The organism is Roseateles sp. L2-2 (assembly GCF_050613215.1).
Classification (GTDB): Bacteria; Pseudomonadota; Gammaproteobacteria; order Burkholderiales; family Burkholderiaceae_C; genus Roseateles; species Roseateles noduli.
On sequence record NZ_CP192509.1, the window covers coordinates 3,534,321 to 3,552,720 of the forward strand.

Sequence of the window (18,400 nt, forward strand, 5' to 3'; positions counted from 1 at the left end):
GATCTACTTCTCAGGCTTCTTCTTACTTCACCAGGCCCAGCTCGCGGCCCGCCTGCGCGAAGGCGGCGACCGCCTTCTCCAGATGCTCGCGCTCATGCACGGCGGAGATCTGCACTCTCACCCGGGCCTGCTCCTTGGGCACCACCGGGTAAAAGAAGCCGACCGCGTACACGCCCAGCTCCAGCAGGCGCGCGCTTAAGCGCTGCGCCTTGACCGCGTCGAACAGCATCACCGGCACGATCGGGTGGGTGCCCGGCTTGATCTGGAAACCGGCCTGCTGGATCGCCTCGCGGAAGTAGGTCGTGTTGGTCTCGAGCTTGTCGCGCAGCGCGGTGCTGCCTTCCAGCAGGTCCAGCACGGCGATGGACGCGCCGACGATGCTGGGCGCCACCGTGTTGGAGAACAGGTAGGGTCGCGAGCGCTGGCGCAGCAGCTCGATCACTTCCTTGCGGCCCGTCGTGAAGCCGCCGGAGGCGCCGCCCAGCGCCTTGCCCAGCGTGCCGGTGATGATGTCGACCTTGCCGAACACGCCGCGGTGCTCGTGCGTGCCACGACCGGTCTTGCCCATGAAGCCGCTGGCGTGGCACTCGTCGATCGCGAGCAGCGCGCCGAAGCGGTTGGTGATCTCGCGCATCTTGTCGAGCTGCGCGATCGTGCCGTCCATCGAGAACACGCCGTCGGTGAACACCATGACGTGGCGCGCGCCGGCCGCGCGGGCGGCGACCAGCTGCGCCTCCAGGTCGGCCATGTCGTTGTGCTTGTAGCGGAAGCGCTTGGCCTTGCACAGGCGGATGCCGTCGATGATGGACGCGTGGTTCAGCTCGTCGCTGACGATCGCGTCCTGCTCGCCCAGCAGCGGCTCGAACAGACCGCCGTTGGCGTCGAAGGCGGCCGCGTACAGGATGGTGTCCTCGGTGCCGAGGAAGCGCGCCAGACGCTGTTCCAGTTCCTTGTGGATGTCCTGCGTGCCGCAGATGAAGCGCACCGACGACAGGCCGTAGCCGTGCGTGCGCAGCGCTTCATGGGCCGCTTCCACCACCTGCGGGTGCGAGGACAGGCCCAGGTAGTTGTTGGCGCACAGGTTGATGACCTCGCGACCGTCGTTCGTCTTCACGATCGCGCCTTGCGGGCCCGTGATGATGCGTTCGCTCTTGTAGAGCCCGGCGTCGCGGATGCCTTGCAGTTCGTTCTGCAGGTGGCGATAGAAGTCGTCGGTGGACGGGGGGACGATGTTGGTCATGCGGTGCTCCTGCGGCACAATCCGTTAAATCGAACGTGTTCGTTATATCGAACAGCCGTGCAGTATCAAGGAAGCGCGACACCGGGTCAAGGCGTCGGCGGCCTCCCCCAACCGTAGCGCCAACCCCGATGTCCGCCAATCCTTCCGAGAAACTTGAGCCGCCCCGGGTCGGCGCCACGCTGCAGACCTTGCGGCAAGCGCAGGGCCTGTCGCTGGACGAACTCTCGCGAAGAGCGGGGGTGTCGAAGTCCATGCTCTCGCAGATCGAGCGCAACCAGGCCAACCCCACGGTGGCCGTGGTATGGCGGCTGGCCAATGCGCTGCGGGTGGAGTTGTCGGAGCTGCTGGGCGGCGAAAGACCCGCCGCGCCGACGATCGAGGTCGTCGCGTCGCATGGGACGCCGGCGCTGTCCAGCCCAGACGGCCTGTGCCGGCTGCGCATCCTCGGCCCCATCGACCTGGCCGGCAACTTCGAGTGGTACGAACTGACCGTGCAGCCCGGCGGCGCGCTGGAGTCGGCGGCGCATGAGCCAGGTTCACGCGAACACTTGAGTGTGCTCGGCGGTGAACTCGAAGTGACCGCCGGCGGCAGCCGCCAGATCGTCAAGACCGGCGAGACCGCCCGCTACGCGGTCGACGGCGCACATGCGATCCGCAATCTGTCGAAGAAGGCGGCGACGGCGCTGCTCGTCGTGCTGCACGCTTGAAAGACCGCGCCTGCGGTTTTCCCCTCCACCGCCCCTACCTCCTGTTACTTGACCCGCACGACGAGGTCGTGACAATGGGCCGCATTCGCGGAGGCGAGGGAGCGTAGTCAAGGCAGTCCACATGCAGCAACGCTCGTTTTCAGACAAGCACCCCCACATCCCCACCCCGACCCAGCCCGCCACGATCGACACCGAAACCCAGGCGAAGCAGCTCCAGCTGCTGGATGGATCCGCGCGCCTGCGCGTGGCCGAGCAGAGAGCGCGCGAGCACCGCTCCACTCCCTTGATCGACAAGGCAGCCCTGCCACTCGGCGCGACGCCGAAGTACGGCATCAAACCCACCGGCGCGACGCGGCCCAAGCCGCCGTACCGGCGCGCGCTCTACTCGGTGGCGGCGCTGCTGGCCGTGATCGGCGGCGCGGCCGTCATGTACCTGCGCTAGCAGGCGCCGTCGAGGACGCCGCCGGCGTCAGCGCGGCTGCGGCTCCGGCAAGCCCGCCGATCGCGCCGGAGGCGGCAGACGAGACGGGCGATGCGATCGCATCAGGCGCCCCGTGCCCGATCAGCACGCCGACCGTCGTCTGCTCCCACCCGGCCTTCTCCCACAGTTCCGACAGCCCGGGCTGGCGGTCCGCCAGCAGCGCGCGGATCAGCGGGGCCGCGATCGTGGACGCGGGATCGCACAGCAGCACCAGGCGCTGCGCGCCCTCCTCTTCCAGGCGCCCGATCCAGTCCAGCTTCTGCAGGTGCTGGATCACCGGCTCCAGCTGCAGCGGGTCGACCGACATCCGCTGCGACAGGCCGATCATCGACAAGCCGGATTCACCGCCGAGCCGCGCCGTGTCGAGCTCGCGGATCACGTCCAGCGCCAGCGCCATCTGCATGCCGGGCTTGTTGCCGCGCACGCTGACGCCGCCGGCCAGGGCCGGCGCGTTCGCGGCCAGGATCGCGCCGAGCAGCACGATCGACCAACCCACGTAGATCCAGATCAGGAAGATGGGCACCGCCGCGAACGCGCCGTAGAGCGTCGAATACGTCGGCACCTGCTTCACGTACCAGGCCAGCGCCAGCTTGGCCAGGTGGAAGGCCACGGCGACAAAGGCGGCGCCGGTGAGCGCATGGCGCCAGCGCACATCCGTGTTGGGCACGTAGTGGAACAGCCCCGCGATCGCGGCCCAGAGCACCAGCAGGTCCACGCTGTTGAGCAGCACGACGAGGCCGCGCGGCATGTTGTCGACCAGGTTCTGGCTGGCCGAGATCAGCAGGCTCGTGACCGTCAGGCTGCCGCCCAGCAGCAGCGGGCCCAGCGTCAACGCCGCCCAGTAGACGAGCACGCGCTGCGCGATCGGACGCGGGCGCTGCACCCGCCAGATCTGGTTGAGCGTGCGGTCGATCGTCAGCATCAGCGACAGCGCCGTCACCGCCAGCACGATCAGGCCGACCACGCCGAGCCGGTTCGCCTTCGCGGCGAACTGCGTCAGCGACATCAGCACCGGGCGCGCGATGTTGTCCGGGATCAGCGATTTGAGGAAGTACTTCTCCAGCGCCGACTGGAAGCTGGAGAACATCGGGAACGCGGTGAACAGCGCCAGCGCGACGGTCAGCAGCGGCACCAGCGAGATCAGCGTCGTGAAGGTCAGGCTGCCCGCCGTCAGGCCCAGGCGCTCCTCGCGGAAGCGCTGCACGAACAGGCGCAGCGTGCGCGCATACGGCCACGTCAACAGCTCGCGTCCGAGCTCCCGGATTCCCTCGCGCCAGCTCTGCGTCTGCGCCTGAACTTCACTGATCATGCTGGCTATGATGCCAGCCATGTCAAGCCTAGCCGCCGCCCCTTCGACGAGCTCCGCGCCGGCCTCGCCGACCATCGCGTCCACCATCGCGCCCACCACCGCGCCGACGACACGTTCGGCGCCTACCGCGCGCGAACGCGGCAGCCGGCAGGTCGCGTTCTACGCCACGCTGGCGCTGGCCGTGGTCTGCCTGGCCTGGGAGCTCTGGCTCGCCCCGACCGGACGCGGCACGCTCGCGATCAAGGCGCTGCCGCTGCTGCTGCCGCTGCCCGGACTGTGGCGCTACCGCATGTACACCTACCGCTGGGTCAGTTTGATGATCTGGCTCTACGTCACCGAGGGGCTGGTGCGCGGCACGTCCGAAGGCGGCCTGGGCATGGCGCTCGCTTGGGTCGAGGTGGTGCTGTCGGTGACGATCTTCGTCGCCTGCGCCGCTCAGATCCGGCAGCGGCTGGCCGAGGCGAGATCGGCGGAAGCCGCAACGGTGCAAGCACCGCGGAACGACGACGAGGCGCCGCAGGTCGTGACGTCGAAGGACGAGCGATGAGCGCCGCCCTGATCGAGGCCCTGCGCGCCGCGCTGGGCGACGCCCATGTGCTGCTGCCCGCCGAACACGACCTGTCCGGTTTCGAGCGCGACTGGCGCAAACGCTACGTCGGACGCGCACTGGCGGTGGTCCGCCCGGCCGACACGGCGCAGGTCGCCGCGGTCGTCACGCTCGCGCGCGAACACGGCGTGGCGCTGGTGCCGCAAGGCGGCAACACGGGACTGGTGGGCGGCGGCGTTCCCGACGATTCAGGGACGCAGCTACTCCTGAGCCTGCAACGGCTGAACCGCGTCCGCCAGATCGATCCCTCGAATCTGACGATGACCGTCGAGGCCGGCTGCGTGCTGCAGAACGTCCAGCAGGCGGCGCGCGAAGCGGGCTGGCTGTTCCCGCTCAGCCTCGCGGCCGAGGGCAGTTGCACGATAGGCGGCAACCTCGCCACGAACGCCGGCGGCACGCAGGTGCTGCGTTACGGCAACGCGCGCGAGCTGTGCCTGGGCCTGGAGGTCGTGACGGCCGACGGCACGGTCTGGGACGGGCTGTCCGGGCTGCGCAAGGACAACACCGGCTACGACCTGCGCGACCTGTTCATCGGCTCCGAGGGCACGCTGGGCGTGATCACCGCGGCGACGCTGAAGCTGCATCCGCTGCCGCGCGCGCGGATGACGGCGCTGGCCGCCTGCGACTCGCTGCGCGACGCGGTCACGCTGCTGGACCTGGCGCGATCGCGCTGCGGCGCGGCGCTGACCGGCTTCGAGGTGATGAACGCGCTGTCGCTGGCGCTGGTCCGCAAGCATTTCCCGCAACTGCCGCAGCCGCTCGGGCCGCGTCCGTGGACAGTGTTGCTGGAACTCTCGGACAGCGAGGGCGAGGAACACGCCCGCACGCAGTTTGAAGGCCTGCTCGAAGAGGCGCTGGAGCGAGGCGCCATCGACGACGCCGCGGTGGCGGAGAGCCTGTCGCAGAGCCACGCGATGTGGCACCTGCGCGAGTCCATCCCGCTGGCGCAGAGCGAGGAAGGCCTGAACATCAAGCACGACATCGCGCTGCCGGTGTCGCGCATCCCGGATTTCGTCGAGCGCTGCGACGCGCTGCTGGCGGAGCGTTTCCCGGGCTCGCGGCTGGTGGACTTCGGCCACCTGGGCGACGGCAACCTCCACTACAACCTGCAGGCGCCGGAAGGCGTCGCGGCCGCCGACTTCCTGCGCGAGCACGAAGCCGAGGTCAACGAGGTCGTCTACGACCAGGTGGCGGCGCACGGCGGCTCCATCTCCGCCGAGCACGGCATCGGACAGCTCAAGCGCGAGGAACTCGCGCAGCGCAAGAGCCCGGTGGCCATGCAGCTGATGCGGCAGATCAAGCAGGCGCTGGATCCGCGCGGGCTGCTGAATCCGGGGCGGGTGGTCTGAGTACGCGCCGGGCGACACGGCAGGCGTACAAAGCTCGCGGACGACGTAATGAAAGAAGGGCGCCTCGATGAGGCGCCCTTCCGCTTTGCTCCATGTGCCCGGTCAACCCGTCGCCGGGTCGCCCGGATCATGCGTCAGTCGTCGCCCGCGCCCAGCACGGCTTCGTGGTGCGCGACCGGGCGGCCGCGGTTGATCAGCCCGGCGATCAGCCACCACACGAAGATCAGCCCGGTGAGGAAGCCCAGGATCACCGCCAGCTCGATCAGCCGGTTGACGGCCATCGCCCCCGCCTTGCCCCAACCGTCCGCCGCCCTGGCGACGCGCGCGCGCTGCTTGTCGCGGAACATCTCGATGCTGTCGTAGAAGCTGGGCACCATCAGCAGCGTCAGGAAGGTCGACGTGATCGTCCCGCCGATGATGGCCACCGCCATCGGACGGTAGAACTCGCCGCCCTCGCCGATGCCCACCGCCACCGGCAACATGCCGGCGATCAGCGCGAAGGTCGTCATCAGGATCGGACGGAAGCGCTTGCGGCCCGCATGCATCAGCGCCTCTTCGCGCGGCACGCCGGCGGCCTCCTCCTGGCGCGCGGCGTCCAGCAGCAGGATGGCGTTCTTCGCCACCAGGCCGGCCAGCATGATGATCCCGATGAAGCTCATCAGGTTCAGCGTGCCCTTGGTCAGCAGCAGCGCCACCACCACGCCGATCAGCGACAGGGGCAGCGACAGCATCACGCCCATGGGCGCGGTGAAGCTGCCGAACTGCATCACCAGGATCAGGTACATCAGGCCGATGCCGGAGAACAGCGCGATCGCCATCGCGCTGAACACTTCCTGCTGGTCCTTGGCCGCGCCCGCCAGCTCGATGCCGTAACCGGGCGGGAAGTTGATCGACTTGGCCAGCTTCAGCGCATCGCTGGTGACCTCGCCCGGCGAGCGGCCGTGCGCGTTCGCCGACACCGCGATCATCCGCTTGCCGTCCGCGTGCTGGATCTTGGCCGGACCCTTGCCCATGGTCACCGTGGCGATCTGCTCCAGCGGCACCATCACGCCGGCGCCGGTCACGGCGATCGGCAGGCGCTCGATGTTGCTGGCGTCGACCCGGTCTTCCGGCGCCAGCCGCACCGCGACGTCGCGCGTCTCGCTGCTCGGGTCGATCCAGTCCCCCACTTCCACGCCGGCGAAGGCCACGCGCAGCGAATTCGCCGCGTCGCCCACCGAGATCCCCAGCGTGTTGGCCAGGCCGCGGTTGAGCTCGATCTGCAGCTCGTTCTGCGGGTCCTGCTCCGACAGTCCCACGTCCACCGCACCCGGCACGCGGCGCAGCTTCTCCATGTAGTCGGTGGTGATCTCCATCAGCTTGCGCGAGTCCGCGCCCGAGAACCGGATCTGCACCGGCTTCTGCGCGCCGTTGTTCAGGTCATCGAGCACCACGTACTCCGCCCCGACCAGCCGCGCCACGCGCGTGCGCAGGTCCGCGGCGATCTCGGCGGCGCTGCGCTTGCGCTTGGTGCTCTTGCCCAGGTCGACATAGACGCGCCCGCCGCTGGCGTTCACGCTCTCGTTGGTGGCCACGGTCTCGGGCATCTCGCGCGCCAGCGCGGAGGCGGCGCCCATCTTGAGCCGCGCGTACTCCAGGCTGGACGAGGCCGGCGTGCGGACCTCGATGGCGATGGTCCCGGAGTCCGACGCGGGGAGGAAGCTCGTCCCGCCGAGGCGCACCTGCAGGAAGATCGCCAGCGCGAAGCTCAGCACCGCGAACACCGCCATCCAGCGGCGATGGTGCAGCGCCCAGGCGATCACGTGACCGTAGCCGTCGGCCTGGCGGTCGAACCACTCGTTGAAGGTCTGCAGCTTCTTGGAGATGCCGCGCTTGGGCGCCTCATGGTGCCCCGGGGGGTCGCCCCAGAACGCCGACAGCATCGGGTCCAGCGTGAACGAGATGAACAGCGACACCAGCACCGAGGCCACCACGGTCAGCCCGAACGGCCGGAACCATTCGCCGGACACGCCCGGCATGAAGGCCACCGGGATGAACACGGCCACGATCGAGAAGGTCGTCGCCGCCACGGCCAGGCCGATCTCGGCCGTGCCTTTCAACGCCGCGGTGCGGCGGTCGGCGCCGCGCTCCATGTGGCGCACGATGTTCTCGCGCACCACGATCGCGTCGTCGATCAGCACCCCGATCGCCAGCGACAGGCCCAGCAGGCTCATGAAGTTCAGCGTGAAGCCGCACAGCCAGACCGCGATGAAGGCCGCGATCACGGACGTCGGCAGCGACAGCGCCGTGATCATCGTCGAGCGCCAGGAGTTCAGGAACACGTAGACCACGAAGATCGTCAGCCCCGCGCCGAACACCAGCGCGTGGATCACGTTGTTCAGGCTGTCCTGCGCGTCCTGTCCGCCGTCCTGCACGACTTCGAGCTTGGTGCCCTTGGGCAGCGTCTTGTCGATCTCCTCGACCAGCTTGCGGACCTCCTTGGCCACGCTCACCGTCGAGGCGTCGCGCGAGCGCGTGACCATGATGCCGACGTTCGGATGCCCGTTGCGCACCGACAGGCCGGTCTGCTCCGCAAAGCCGTCCTGCACCGTGGCCACCTGGCCCAGGCGGATCAGCTCGCTGCCCGAGCGCTTGACCACGATCTGGTTGAAGTCGGCCGGCGACTCGATGCGGCCCAGCAGCCGGATGCTCTGGTCCTCCAGCTGACCGCGCACCTTGCCCACCGGCGCCGTCGTGTTCTGCATGCGCAGCGCGTTGACGACCTCGGTCACCGAGACATTGAACTCACGCAGCTTCTGCGCGTTCAGCAGCACCGACAGCTCGCGCTTGAGCGAGCCGTTCACCGTCACCGTCGCCGCGCCCGGGATGGCGCGGAAGCGGTCGGCGAACTGGTCCTCGGCCATCCGCGAGATCTCGGCGTGCGACTGGCTGCTGGACGACAGCGCCAGCTGCATGATGGGCTGCGCCGACGGGTCGACGCGCTGCAGCACCGGCTCGCGCATCTCGGTCGGCAGCTTGTGCCGGACCGCCGCGATCGCGTTGCGGACCTCGTCGGCCGCCTCGATCATGTTCTTGTCGAAGTTGAAGAACAGCAGCAGCTGGGCCGAGCCTTCGCCCGAGGTCGACCGCACCTCGTTCACGCCGGAGATGCTCTGCAGCGACTTCTCGATGCGGTTGACGATCTCGCGCTCGGAGGTCTCCGGCGACGCGCCGGGATAGCTGATGCTGACCACCAGCAGCGGCAGGTCGACGTCGGGCCGCTCGTTGACGCGCAGCTTGGACAGGGCCAGCAGCCCCAGGGCCATCAAGCCGATGATGATCACGATCATCGCGATCGGCTTCTTGACCGAGAAATTGGAGAGGAACATGGTTCAGGCTCCTGTGCGCGTCACTGGGCCGAGGCGGCCGAGGCCACCGGCAGCACGGGCAGCGGCGCGGCGGTCGAGCCGGACGTCGTCGAACCCGAGGTCGTCGAGCCGGCCGCGGGAGCACCCGTGGTGCTCGTCAGGCCCTTGGCCGGACTGGGCGTGCCGGCCGCGCTGACGGCCGTCTTGCTCAACTCGACGCGCTGACCGTCGAGCAGCGTGCTGGTCGGGCTGCGCAGGATGCGATCGCCCTGCTTCACGCCGCTGGTGACCACGTAGAGGCCCTGGCGGTCGTCGCGCGCGCCCAGGTTCACGGGGGTCTTGGCGACCTTGCCGCCGTCCACGCGCCAGACGAAGGACTTGTCGCCTTCGCGCACGAGGGCGCTGTCCGCCACCATCAGCGCCGAGACGCTGTTGGTCTGCACGCGGCCTTCGGCATAGAGCCCGGCCACGCCGGGCTGCTGGGCGCCCGCGAAGTCCACCAGCACCTCGACCTGACGGGTGTTGGCGTTGGCGGCCTGCGCGATGCGGCGCACCTTGCCCTGGAAGTCCACCTGCGGATAGCCGTTGACGCGGAAGTACACCACCTGCGCAAGCTTGAGCTCGGACATCCGGTCCGCGGAGACCAGGCCTTCGAAGCGCATCGAGGCCGGGTCCATCACCTTGATCAGTTCCTTGCCGATCTGCGCCGAATCGCCCGGCGAGACCTTGCGGTCGCTGACGACGCCGTCGAAGGGCGCGCGCACCTCCGTGCGCTGCTGCTGCTGGCGCGCCGTGGCCACGCGGGCGCGGGCGGCGACCAGGTCGCTCTGCGCGTTGTTGCGGCGGATCTCGGCGTCTTCCATCGCCTGGATGGAACTCATGCCCTGCGCCTGCAGCGTCTTCAGTCGCTGATATTGACGCTCGGCCTGCTCGAAGCTCTGCGAGGCCGCCCGCGCGGATTCGTCCGCCGACTGGACGGTGTCGCGGATGGCGGTGTCGTCCAGGCGCACCAGCAGGTCGCCGCGCTTCACGCGCTCGCCGTTCTCCTTGTAGACCTGCAGCACGATGGCCTGCAGTTCCGCGCGCAGGTCGGCGCGGCGTTCCGGCTGGATCGAGCCGGTGATCACCGGACCGCTCGCGTAGGCGCTGACGCCCAGCGTCTGGACGTCCTCGGCGGACACCAGCAGGCTGGCGGCGCTGGCCGCCTCGGCCGCGGGCGATGCCTTCTTGTCGGGAGAGGACTTGCCGCAACCGGCGAGCAGGGACGCAACGACAAGGGCAATCAGCGACAGACGCAGCATGAAGCGGGCTCCGGGGGAACGTGGCAGGTGGCGTAAAGATGTGTCCTTCGTGCGAAAGCCGCAAAAAGGCGCGCTAGCTTAACTTCAATGACCCTGCATGCAGATGGTCACCCCCTGCAGTTCATCCCAGGGAAACAGCGCTTCGTCGCGCCGCCGCCCGCCGTCAGGTGGCTGCCGGTTTGGTTACGTGCAGTTTCTTCGACGCCGTAGCCACTACACCCCCATTCCCCATGACTTCCTGCAGGCGGTCCGGGTCGATTGTTCGTCTGGCGTCAACGTCGCCCATGGAATTGCGCACACCTTTGCTATTGACGCACCGTACATCCCACGATCTCGGGGGAAATCCCGCTCTATTGCTGAATGTTAAGAAATAGACTCCGGACGTTATTTATCCTTTTTGCCGATTCGACGTCATGCGCGCACTCTCCATCGTCCATGTGGTCTTCTCGTCTCGCATCGCCGGTGGTGAACACCACTGCGTCGATCTGGCCAACGCCCAGGCGGCGCTGGGCCACACGGTCCATGTGATCGGACCGGCGGGATCCGCGGTCCGGCACGCGCTGGACCAGCGCGTCAGCTTCCACGGCCTGCGCCTGCCGGTGCTGCGCGGGGCGCGCGTGCGACGTCTGGCGGCCAGGCTGGGCGCGGACATCGTCCACGGCCACCTCGGCCCCGCCTGCAAGGCGGTGGCAGCGGCGAGGGAGAGCGCACGGGTCGGCACGCTGCATGTGGGGTACAAGACGCATCACCACGCGCGCATGGACGCGCTGGTGTGCGTCAATTCGGCGCAGGTCGGTCACCTGAAGGAATTCGGCGGCATGCATCGCGTCATCTACAACTGGGCCCCGGAACGCAGCGCCGCGTCCTGCGCGGCGAAGGCGCCTTCGGGCTCGCTGCGCATGGAGCTCGGCATCCCGCATGCCGCACCGGTGATCGGCTGCGTCGGCCGGCTGCACGCGGCCAAGGGCATGCACACGCTGATCCAGGCCTTCCAGCAGCACGCGCCGGCGAACGCCCACCTGGTGCTGATCGGCGAAGGTCCGCAGCGCGCCGAGCTGGAGGCGCTGCGCGGCGACGACAAGCGCATCCACCTGCTCGGCTTCCGCTGGAACGTGGACGAGCTGCTCGGCGAGATGGACCTGTACGTGTCCTCGTCGCGCGAGGAGCAGTTCCCGCTCGCCATCCTCGAAGCCATGCGCGCGCGCCTGCCGATCGTGGCCACCGCGACGCTGGGCGCCAACGAGATGCTGGACCCGGCGCAATCGGCCATCGTGCCGATCGACGATGCGGCCGCGATGGGTCGGGCGATCGCCGCCGCGATCGAGCAGCGGCAACGCGACAACCGCCGCCCGGTGGACTACGACATGCGTCGCTATGACCGCTCGACGGCGGTGCGCGCCACGCTGGCGCTCTACCAGGACGTGCTGACCCGCCAAGGCGCGCAGGTGCACGACCTGGCCGGCCTGAGCCACGGTTGAACGGCGCGGCTGATGTCGACGCCCCGCTCTCATGGTTAAGCGCCCGAAGTCCGACTTCTGGACCGTCGGCGTCGTCCCCGAACGCATCGATCTGCTCAGCCCCGAGCGGCTGCACGAGCTGCGGGACCGCATCGTCTGGATGCCCGAGGCGGGCGACTGGCGCTACTACGCCGATCCCTTCGCGCTCCGCGAGGGCGACGCGCTGCATGTGTTCGTCGAGAACTTCGACTACCGCACCAAGCGCGCCGACCTGCAGCGCCTCACCCTGGACCTGAGCAACGGCGCGTGGAGCGCGCCCAGGCCGGTGCTGCAGACGCCCTTCCACCTCTCCTATCCCTTCGTCTTCGAGCACGAGGGTCAGGTCTGGATGGTCCCCGAGTCCAGCCAGGCCGAGGAAGTCGCGCTCTACCGCGCGGTGGACGGCGCCGAGCGCTGGGAACGCTGGGAGCGGGTCTGCGCGCTGCTGCCGGGCGTGCGCGCGGTGGACGCCTCGCTGCTGCGGCACGACGGGACCTGGTGGATGTTCTACGCGGTCATCGGCCCGGACAAGCGCGATCAGCGCGAACTGCACGTCGCGCATGCGCCGTCGCTGCAGGGCCCGTGGACGCCGCACCGCGCCAATCCGGTGAGGTCCGCGCACGACGGCGCCCGGCCGGCCGGCACGCCCTTCGTCGGCGCGGACGGCTTCGTGACCCTGCCGGTCCAGGACAGCCGCAACGGCTACGGCGGCGCGACGCGATGGGTGCGCTTCACCCGGTTGTCGCCGGAGGCCGTCGAGGTCCAGGCGCTGCCGGCCACCTTCACCGGCGACCTGGCGCATCGCGACTTCGCCAGCGGCTTGCACACCATGTCCGCCTGCGGCGACGTCACCTTGATCGATGTGAAGCGGATCGACCGGTCACGCCATCGGCAATGGCTGGACTGGAAGCGGCGCGTCAGGCGCTGGTTCGGGAAACGCTGACGCGCCGCCCTCGAAGACCTCGGCACGTCCACCGCCGCTGGTCCTCACCCCTGGCCTCTCCCGCAAGCGGGAGAGGGAGACGGACCCCGATCAGTTCAGCGGGACTGCGCGATCTCCTCGAGCGGCTTGCGCTCCGCATCGACACCGAAGCGCAGCGCGAGCAGGCCCGCCACGATCACCAGCACCGCGCCGATGCCGTAGCCGATCCCGACGTTGACGCGGTCGGCGCTCTCCACCAGCCAGCCGAACAGCAGCGGCGCCGCGAAGCCGCCTGCGCCGGTGCCGACCGCGTAGAAGATCGCGATGGCCATCGCGCGCATCTCCAGCGGGAACACCTCGCTCACCGTCAGGTACGCGGAGCTGGCCGCCGCCGAGGCGAAGAAGAACACCGCCGACCAGCACAGCGCCTGCGAGCGCGCATCCAGCACCTCCGCAACGAAGGCCACGCCGGTGGCGGCAAGGCCCACCCCGGCCAGGCCGTAGGTCAGCGCGATCATGCGGCGCCGGCCGACCCGATCGAACAGCGGCCCCAGCAGCAGCGGCCCCAGCACGTTGCCGAGCGCGAACGGGAAGATGTAGAGCGCCACCCGATGGTCTTCGACGCCGTAGAAGCGCGTCAGCACCAGCGCATAGCTGAAGAAGATCGCGTTGTAGAAGAAGGCCTGCGCCAGCATCAACGACAGCGCCACGCCGCTGCGCACGCGATAGCGGCGCAGCAGGACGTGCAGCACCTCGCGCAGGGTCGGCACGGGGCGCTGCTCCCGCGCGTCCGTCGCCTGCTGCGGCGGGAGCGGCGGCAACGGGCCGTGCTGGGCGGCGACTTCCGCCTCGATGGCATTGAGGATGCGGGTGGCTTCCTCCACGCGGCCGTGGCGCAGCAGCCAGCGCGGGCTTTCCGGCACGTGGCGCCGCACGAGCACCATGCCGACCGCCAGCAGCGCGCCCATTCCGAAGCCCACCCGCCAGCCTTGCACCGGACCGAGCACGTCCGGATGCAGCAACAGCAGGCTGGAGGCCGCGCCCAGTGCGGCGCCTATCCAGAAGCTGCCGTTGATGGCGAGGTTCACGCGTCCGCGCACGCGGGCCGGGACGAGTTCGTCGATGGCGGAGTTGATGGCCGCGTACTCTCCGCCTATGCCCAGCCCGGTGATGAAGCGGCACAACGCGAAGAACGTGAAGTCGGTGGAGAACGCGGTCGCGAGCGTGGCCACCGCGTAGATGGCGAGCGTCGCCAGGAACAGGCGTTTGCGCCCGAGCCGGTCCGACATCCGCCCGAACACCAGGGCGCCGACGATGGCGCCGGCGAGGTACAGCGACCCGGACCAGCCGACCTGGACGGCGGACAGGCCGAGGGTGTCAGGTCTTTCCAGCACGGCCCCGACCGAACCCACGAGGGTCACCTCGAGGCCGTCGAGGACCCAGGCCACGCCCAGGGCGAGCACCACGCGCCAATGCCAGCGCGACCAGGGCAGCCGATCGAGCCGGCGTGCGATATCGAGGGAAGCCGTCATCGACGGCGAAGGCGGCAATCGGCGTTCCGGACTTACGGCTTCTTCTTCCAGGCGGCGGCTGCTTCTTCCCAGACTTCCCGGCTGCGCGCCGCCAGCAACCCCGGCTGCCGGTCTCCGGCGCGGTACGGTGTGCCGTCGAGCCGCGCGGCAAAGCCACCCGCTTCGGTGATGAACAGGGTGCCCGGCGCGTGATCCCAGGCGAGTTTGCGCCAGTAGAGCGTGGCGTCGAACGCGCCTTCAGCGAGTGCGGGGTACTCAGCGCCGGCGCAGTTGAGTCCGGGCAGGATCTCGACGCCTTGCCAGGTGGCGACGCGGTCCTGGTGTTCTTGCGGCAGGAAGCGCGTCTTGACGACCGCGCGTTCGAGCCCGGGGCCGGAGGCTGCGTGCAGACGTTCGGACTCCCGCCAGGCGCCCTGCCCGCGCCGCGCGTGATGGAGCACGCCCGAGATCGGGTTGAGCATCCACGCCCCCACCGTCACGCCGTCTTCCAGCAGCGCCACCATGGACGACAGCGGCTCGCGTCCGGAGATGAAGTTGAAGGTGCCGTCCAGCGGATCCACCAGCCACACGGCGCCTTCGTCGAGCTGGTCGAGCAGCTCCGGCGTCTCCGCGCATTGTTCTTCGCCGACGACACGCGAGCCCGGCACCAGCGCGCGCAGCTCGGGCGTCAGGAAGGCTTCGACGTCGCGGTCCACGGTGGTGACCCATTCCCCCGGGGCCTTTTCCATCACCTCGTCGTCCGCCAGGTGGCGGAAGCGCGGCGCGATCCAGGTGGCGGCGGCATGGCGCAGCAGCGCGGCGACGGGGTCAGGCGTTGTGGAGCTCATCCGGTCATGCTACCCGCAGCGCGATGACCCCGAAGCGAGCCCCTTTTCGACGCATACGCCGGCGCCCGCCCGCGCTAGGATTCCACCCCTGAAGGGGTTGCACATGGTCACGACGATCAAACGCGAAGAATTCTGTTTCCTGGTGGTCGACGATTTCTCGACCATGCGCCGCATCATCTCCGGGCTGCTCCGGGAACTCGGCTTCAAGAAGATCCTCGAAGCCGAGGACGGCAAGGCCGCGCTGCGCCAGCTCGAGATCTCCGCCGAATCCGGCGAGCCGGTCCACTTCGTCCTCAGCGACGTGAACATGCCGGTGATGAACGGCTTCCAGTTCCTCGAAGCCCTGCGCGCCAGGCCGGAGTCCGATCCGCTGCGCAAGGTCCCGGTGCTGCTGGTCACCGCCGAGGGCCGCAAGGAAGACATCATCCGCGCCGCCCAGCTCGGCGCGACCGGCTACATCGTCAAGCCCTTCAACAAGGACACGGTCGGCGACAAGATCCATCTGACGCTGAAGAACCGGAACATCCTGGTCGATTGAGGACGACGGCGCCGTCACCCCCGTAACCCCCGTAACGGCGAGCCGGGCGCGCGACCCGGCCCGGTCGCGGGACACTCGCGGCCCTCCGCCACTCCCGCTTCCTCGCATGATCGACCGCCGGCACCTCCTCACCGCGGCGCTGGGCTCGCTGCTGACGCCGACCGCCCGGTCCGTCTCTGCGCCCGCGCTGCCGGACGCCACCGGGCCCTACGCCCTCCCCGGCACCTTCGTCCATCCGCTGCCCGATCCGGTCACCGGCCGGCGCTACGAGGTCTGGGTCGACCTGCCGCCGAATGCTTCTACGTCGGCATCCGCGTCCGCCGGTCTCCGGCCCGCCGTGTTCGTGACCGACGCGCCGTACGCCTTCCCGCTCGTGCGGGCGCTGCGCAACCGCGTCGGCCAGCAGGGGCGCAACCTGGCCGACTTCGCCGTCATCGGGCTGGCGGGACCGCAGGACGAATCCGCGGTCGACATGCGCTCGCGCGACTACACGCCGAGCGATCCCCGCATGAGGCCCGGTCGCCCCGCCGACCGCTACGGCGCGCCGCGTTACGGCGAGGGGCCGGCCTACCTGAAATATCTGGCCGAGGTCGCGATCCCGGCGATCTCCGAGCGGTACCGAATCGCGCCCGACCGCCGCGTGCTGCTCGGGCACTCCTACGGCGCGCTGTTCGCGGCGCAGGTCCTGTTCGCCAACCCGGCGCTCTTCAGCCACTACATCCTCGGCAGCCCGTCGTTCTGGTTCGACCATCGCCTGATGTTCGAACGCGAGGCCGCCTACGCGAAGCAGCATACCGACCTCGCCGCGCGGATCTTCCAGTACGTGGGCGCCTACGAGGCCGTCGCGCCGGGACCGCGCTTCAACAAGGACGGCGACCTGGTCGCCGACGCACGCCGCTTCGACACCCTGCTGCGCAGCCGCCGCTACAAGTCCCTGCGCATCGAGACCCGCGTGCTGGCGGGCGAGGACCACCTCACCGTGGCACCGGCGGGCGCCACGCTCGGCCTGCTCTGGGCGCTGCCGGGCAAGGGGCCGTACGAGGCCTGAGCAAGGCCGGAGGAAGGCCTGAGCAAGGCCTGAGCGAGGCCTGAGCGAGGCCCGGGGCGATTACCATCCTCGCCACTGAACGCGGAGGATGGCGCATGGGGGCCAAGACTTGGATGCTGGTCATCGCGGACGACGACGCCCGCGCGGCGCTGCAGGCGCGGCCCGCGCTGGACCGCGACGCGTCGCGCGCGCTGGCCGAGCAGCTCTTCCCGGGCGAGACGCTCGAGCTGATCGGCGAAGGCGACCTGAGCTACACCAATCCGCCCGACCCGCTCATGTTCGTCGGGTGCTTCCCCGGCGTCAGCGTCATCGCGGCCAGCGAGTTCGCCGTCGATCATCCCTCGCAGCTGCCGGGCCGCTTCCTCGACATCGCCGGCAAGCGCCGGATCACCCTGCACGCGATGCACAGCGTGGTCGACTGGTTCGCCTTCGCCGTCTGGGAGGACGGCCGGCTCATCCGTTCCCTGAGCCTGGCGCCCGACAGCGGCATCCTGGAGGACATCGGCGAGCCGCTGCCCTTCGAGGCCCCGTTCTGGGCGGAACCGCATCGCGTGCCCGTCGGCGGGACGTCGGGCCAGACGGACGCCGCCAGGGGCGAGGCCAAAGCCGATGACGGCGGCGGCGCAGGCCCAGGCGACGGCGAGGACGCCTACCCTTTGCCCTTCCATCCGCTGGAACTCGGGGAGGCGGTCCTGCTCGCCCGGTTCGGCTATCAGCTCGAAGGCGGCGGCGAGGCGAGCGTCGATCCGTTCTCCATCCCGCTGCTGCACTTCCAGCGCTCCGGCATGCGACGCAAGGCGGCCGCCGAAGAACCGGAGCCGTCCGCCCCCTGGTGGAAGTTCTGGTGAGCCGACCGGGTTCAGGCGTCGCTGGCGTCGCCCGGCCCGTCTGAACCGCTCCGTCCAACGGAGCCGCCCAGGGCGTTCACGACTTCCGGCGGCGCCTGCACCAGCTCGATCAGCACGCCCTCCCCGCCGATCGGGAACTCGTCGCTGGCCTTGGGGTGGATGAAGCAGATGTCGTGGCCCGCCGCGCCCTTGCGGATCCCGCCGGGCGCCAGGCGCACGCCGTGGGCGACCATCCAGTCGACCGCCTTGGGCAGGTCGTCCACCCACAGCCCGACGTGATTCAGCGGCGTCGCATGGACCGCCGGCTTCTTCTCCGGATCCAGCGGCTGCATCAAGTCGACTTCGACCCGCGCCGGACCGTCGCCGATCGCGCAGATGTCCTCGTCGACGTTCTCCGCCTCGGAAACAAAACGGCCGACGACCTGCAATCCCAGCACGTCCACCCACAGCCGTCGCAGCGCCGACTTGTCCGTACCGCCGATCGCGATCTGCTGGATGCCGAGGATCCGATAGGGCCTGGGAGCGTTCGTCGTCATATTAATGAGCCGTCAATAACTAATAGAAGGGATTCAGCCCTCCATACTGAGCGGCGGCGGCCCGTCCAAAACCCGTGAACTTATCACGATCGACACACCCCGCCCCGCGCCAAGCCCGGTCGCGGTCACCGGGTATCTGGTCTTCGTTCACACGGTTTACATCGTGTTGCAGGCCTCGGAAGTGCCGCCACGGCGTTCGCCCATCGACCCTCCGGCGCCGATCGACCTTCAGGATCTCACGTAAGTGCCGATCACCATTGGATGTCCGCCGCGTGACAAGCGAACGATCGTTCGGTGACGCCGCCGGAATCC

Annotated in this window: 16 protein-coding genes; 9 read left to right on the forward strand and 7 right to left on the reverse strand. The window is 69.3% G+C overall.

What is annotated here, in order from left to right:
• Positions 1-22: 22 nt before the first annotated feature.
• Positions 23-1,240 (reverse strand): glycine C-acetyltransferase, encoded by a 1,218-nt coding sequence (gene kbl, locus ACQZ13_RS15850; RefSeq protein WP_431046022.1) that lies wholly within the window; start codon positions 1,238-1,240, stop codon positions 23-25.
• A gap of 128 nt (positions 1,241-1,368) precedes the next feature.
• Here kbl and ACQZ13_RS15855 point away from each other — a divergent pair, with 128 nt between their 5' ends.
• On the forward strand, positions 1,369-1,947 hold the full coding sequence (locus tag ACQZ13_RS15855; RefSeq protein ID WP_088404143.1) for a helix-turn-helix domain-containing protein: 579 nt from the start codon (positions 1,369-1,371) through the stop codon (positions 1,945-1,947).
• A 121-nt stretch (positions 1,948-2,068) separates the two neighbouring features.
• On the forward strand, positions 2,069-2,389 hold the full coding sequence (locus ACQZ13_RS15860; protein ID WP_431046024.1) for a hypothetical protein: 321 nt from the start codon (positions 2,069-2,071) through the stop codon (positions 2,387-2,389).
• On the opposite strand, the gene ACQZ13_RS15865 is transcribed toward ACQZ13_RS15860, so the two are convergent.
• Positions 2,373-3,737, reverse strand: a complete 1,365-nt coding sequence (locus ACQZ13_RS15865) for a YihY family inner membrane protein (protein WP_431046026.1) — start codon at positions 3,735-3,737, stop codon at positions 2,373-2,375. The two genes, ACQZ13_RS15860 and ACQZ13_RS15865, sit on opposite strands and share 17 nt — an antisense overlap.
• Before the next feature lie 19 nt (positions 3,738-3,756).
• Between ACQZ13_RS15865 and ACQZ13_RS15870 the strand changes: the two genes are divergently transcribed.
• Both ACQZ13_RS15870 and ACQZ13_RS15875 read left to right on the forward strand, forming a co-directional pair.
• Positions 3,757-4,284, forward strand: a complete 528-nt coding sequence (locus ACQZ13_RS15870) for a DUF2069 domain-containing protein (protein WP_431046028.1) — start codon at positions 3,757-3,759, stop codon at positions 4,282-4,284.
• Positions 4,281-5,693 carry an FAD-binding oxidoreductase gene (locus ACQZ13_RS15875; RefSeq protein WP_431046030.1) on the forward strand — a complete coding sequence of 471 codons (1,413 nt, stop codon included), beginning with the start codon at positions 4,281-4,283 and terminating at the stop codon, positions 5,691-5,693. Before ACQZ13_RS15870 ends, ACQZ13_RS15875 begins: the two co-directional genes overlap by 4 nt.
• A gap of 134 nt (positions 5,694-5,827) precedes the next feature.
• On the opposite strand, the gene ACQZ13_RS15880 is transcribed toward ACQZ13_RS15875, so the two are convergent.
• Complete coding sequence (locus ACQZ13_RS15880) at positions 5,828-9,061, reverse strand: efflux RND transporter permease subunit (protein WP_431046032.1); 3,234 nt, start codon at positions 9,059-9,061, stop codon at positions 5,828-5,830.
• Between the two features lie 20 nt (positions 9,062-9,081).
• Positions 9,082-10,341, reverse strand: a complete 1,260-nt coding sequence (locus ACQZ13_RS15885; protein ID WP_431046034.1) for an efflux RND transporter periplasmic adaptor subunit — start codon at positions 10,339-10,341, stop codon at positions 9,082-9,084.
• 413 nt (positions 10,342-10,754) lie between these two features.
• Here ACQZ13_RS15885 and ACQZ13_RS15890 point away from each other — a divergent pair, with 413 nt between their 5' ends.
• Positions 10,755-11,819 carry a glycosyltransferase gene (locus ACQZ13_RS15890; RefSeq protein ID WP_431046036.1) on the forward strand — a complete coding sequence of 355 codons (1,065 nt, stop codon included), beginning with the start codon at positions 10,755-10,757 and terminating at the stop codon, positions 11,817-11,819.
• 31 nt (positions 11,820-11,850) lie between these two features.
• Positions 11,851-12,780, forward strand: coding sequence for a glucosamine inositolphosphorylceramide transferase family protein (locus ACQZ13_RS15895; protein WP_431046038.1), 930 nt, complete (start codon positions 11,851-11,853; stop codon positions 12,778-12,780).
• Positions 12,781-12,875: 95 nt separating this feature from the next.
• Here ACQZ13_RS15895 and ACQZ13_RS15900 read toward each other — a convergent pair whose 3' ends face one another.
• Together ACQZ13_RS15900 and ACQZ13_RS15905 are read right to left on the reverse strand one after the other, a co-directional pair.
• Positions 12,876-14,291: an MFS transporter gene (locus ACQZ13_RS15900; protein WP_431046040.1), complete on the reverse strand. Its 1,416-nt coding sequence runs from the start codon at positions 14,289-14,291 to the stop codon at positions 12,876-12,878.
• 32 nt (positions 14,292-14,323) lie between these two features.
• A complete protein-coding gene (locus ACQZ13_RS15905) occupies positions 14,324-15,118 on the reverse strand; it encodes an inositol monophosphatase family protein (protein WP_431046042.1) in 795 nt (264 codons plus the stop codon).
• Positions 15,119-15,221: 103 nt separating this feature from the next.
• Here ACQZ13_RS15905 and ACQZ13_RS15910 point away from each other — a divergent pair, with 103 nt between their 5' ends.
• The 3 genes from ACQZ13_RS15910 to ACQZ13_RS15920 all read left to right on the forward strand — a co-directional run bounded on the left by ACQZ13_RS15910 (position 15,222) and on the right by ACQZ13_RS15920 (position 17,552).
• Complete coding sequence (locus tag ACQZ13_RS15910; RefSeq protein WP_088404349.1) at positions 15,222-15,656, forward strand: response regulator; 435 nt, start codon at positions 15,222-15,224, stop codon at positions 15,654-15,656.
• A gap of 106 nt (positions 15,657-15,762) precedes the next feature.
• Positions 15,763-16,704 carry an alpha/beta hydrolase gene (locus tag ACQZ13_RS15915; protein WP_431046044.1) on the forward strand — a complete coding sequence of 314 codons (942 nt, stop codon included), beginning with the start codon at positions 15,763-15,765 and terminating at the stop codon, positions 16,702-16,704.
• Between the two features lie 95 nt (positions 16,705-16,799).
• Entirely contained in the window at positions 16,800-17,552 is a 753-nt protein-coding gene (locus ACQZ13_RS15920) for a DUF6928 family protein (protein ID WP_431046046.1), read from the forward strand.
• A gap of 11 nt (positions 17,553-17,563) precedes the next feature.
• Here ACQZ13_RS15920 and ACQZ13_RS15925 read toward each other — a convergent pair whose 3' ends face one another.
• Positions 17,564-18,088, reverse strand: a complete 525-nt coding sequence (locus tag ACQZ13_RS15925) for a VOC family protein (RefSeq protein ID WP_431046048.1) — start codon at positions 18,086-18,088, stop codon at positions 17,564-17,566.
• Between the last annotated feature and the right edge of the window lie 312 nt (positions 18,089-18,400).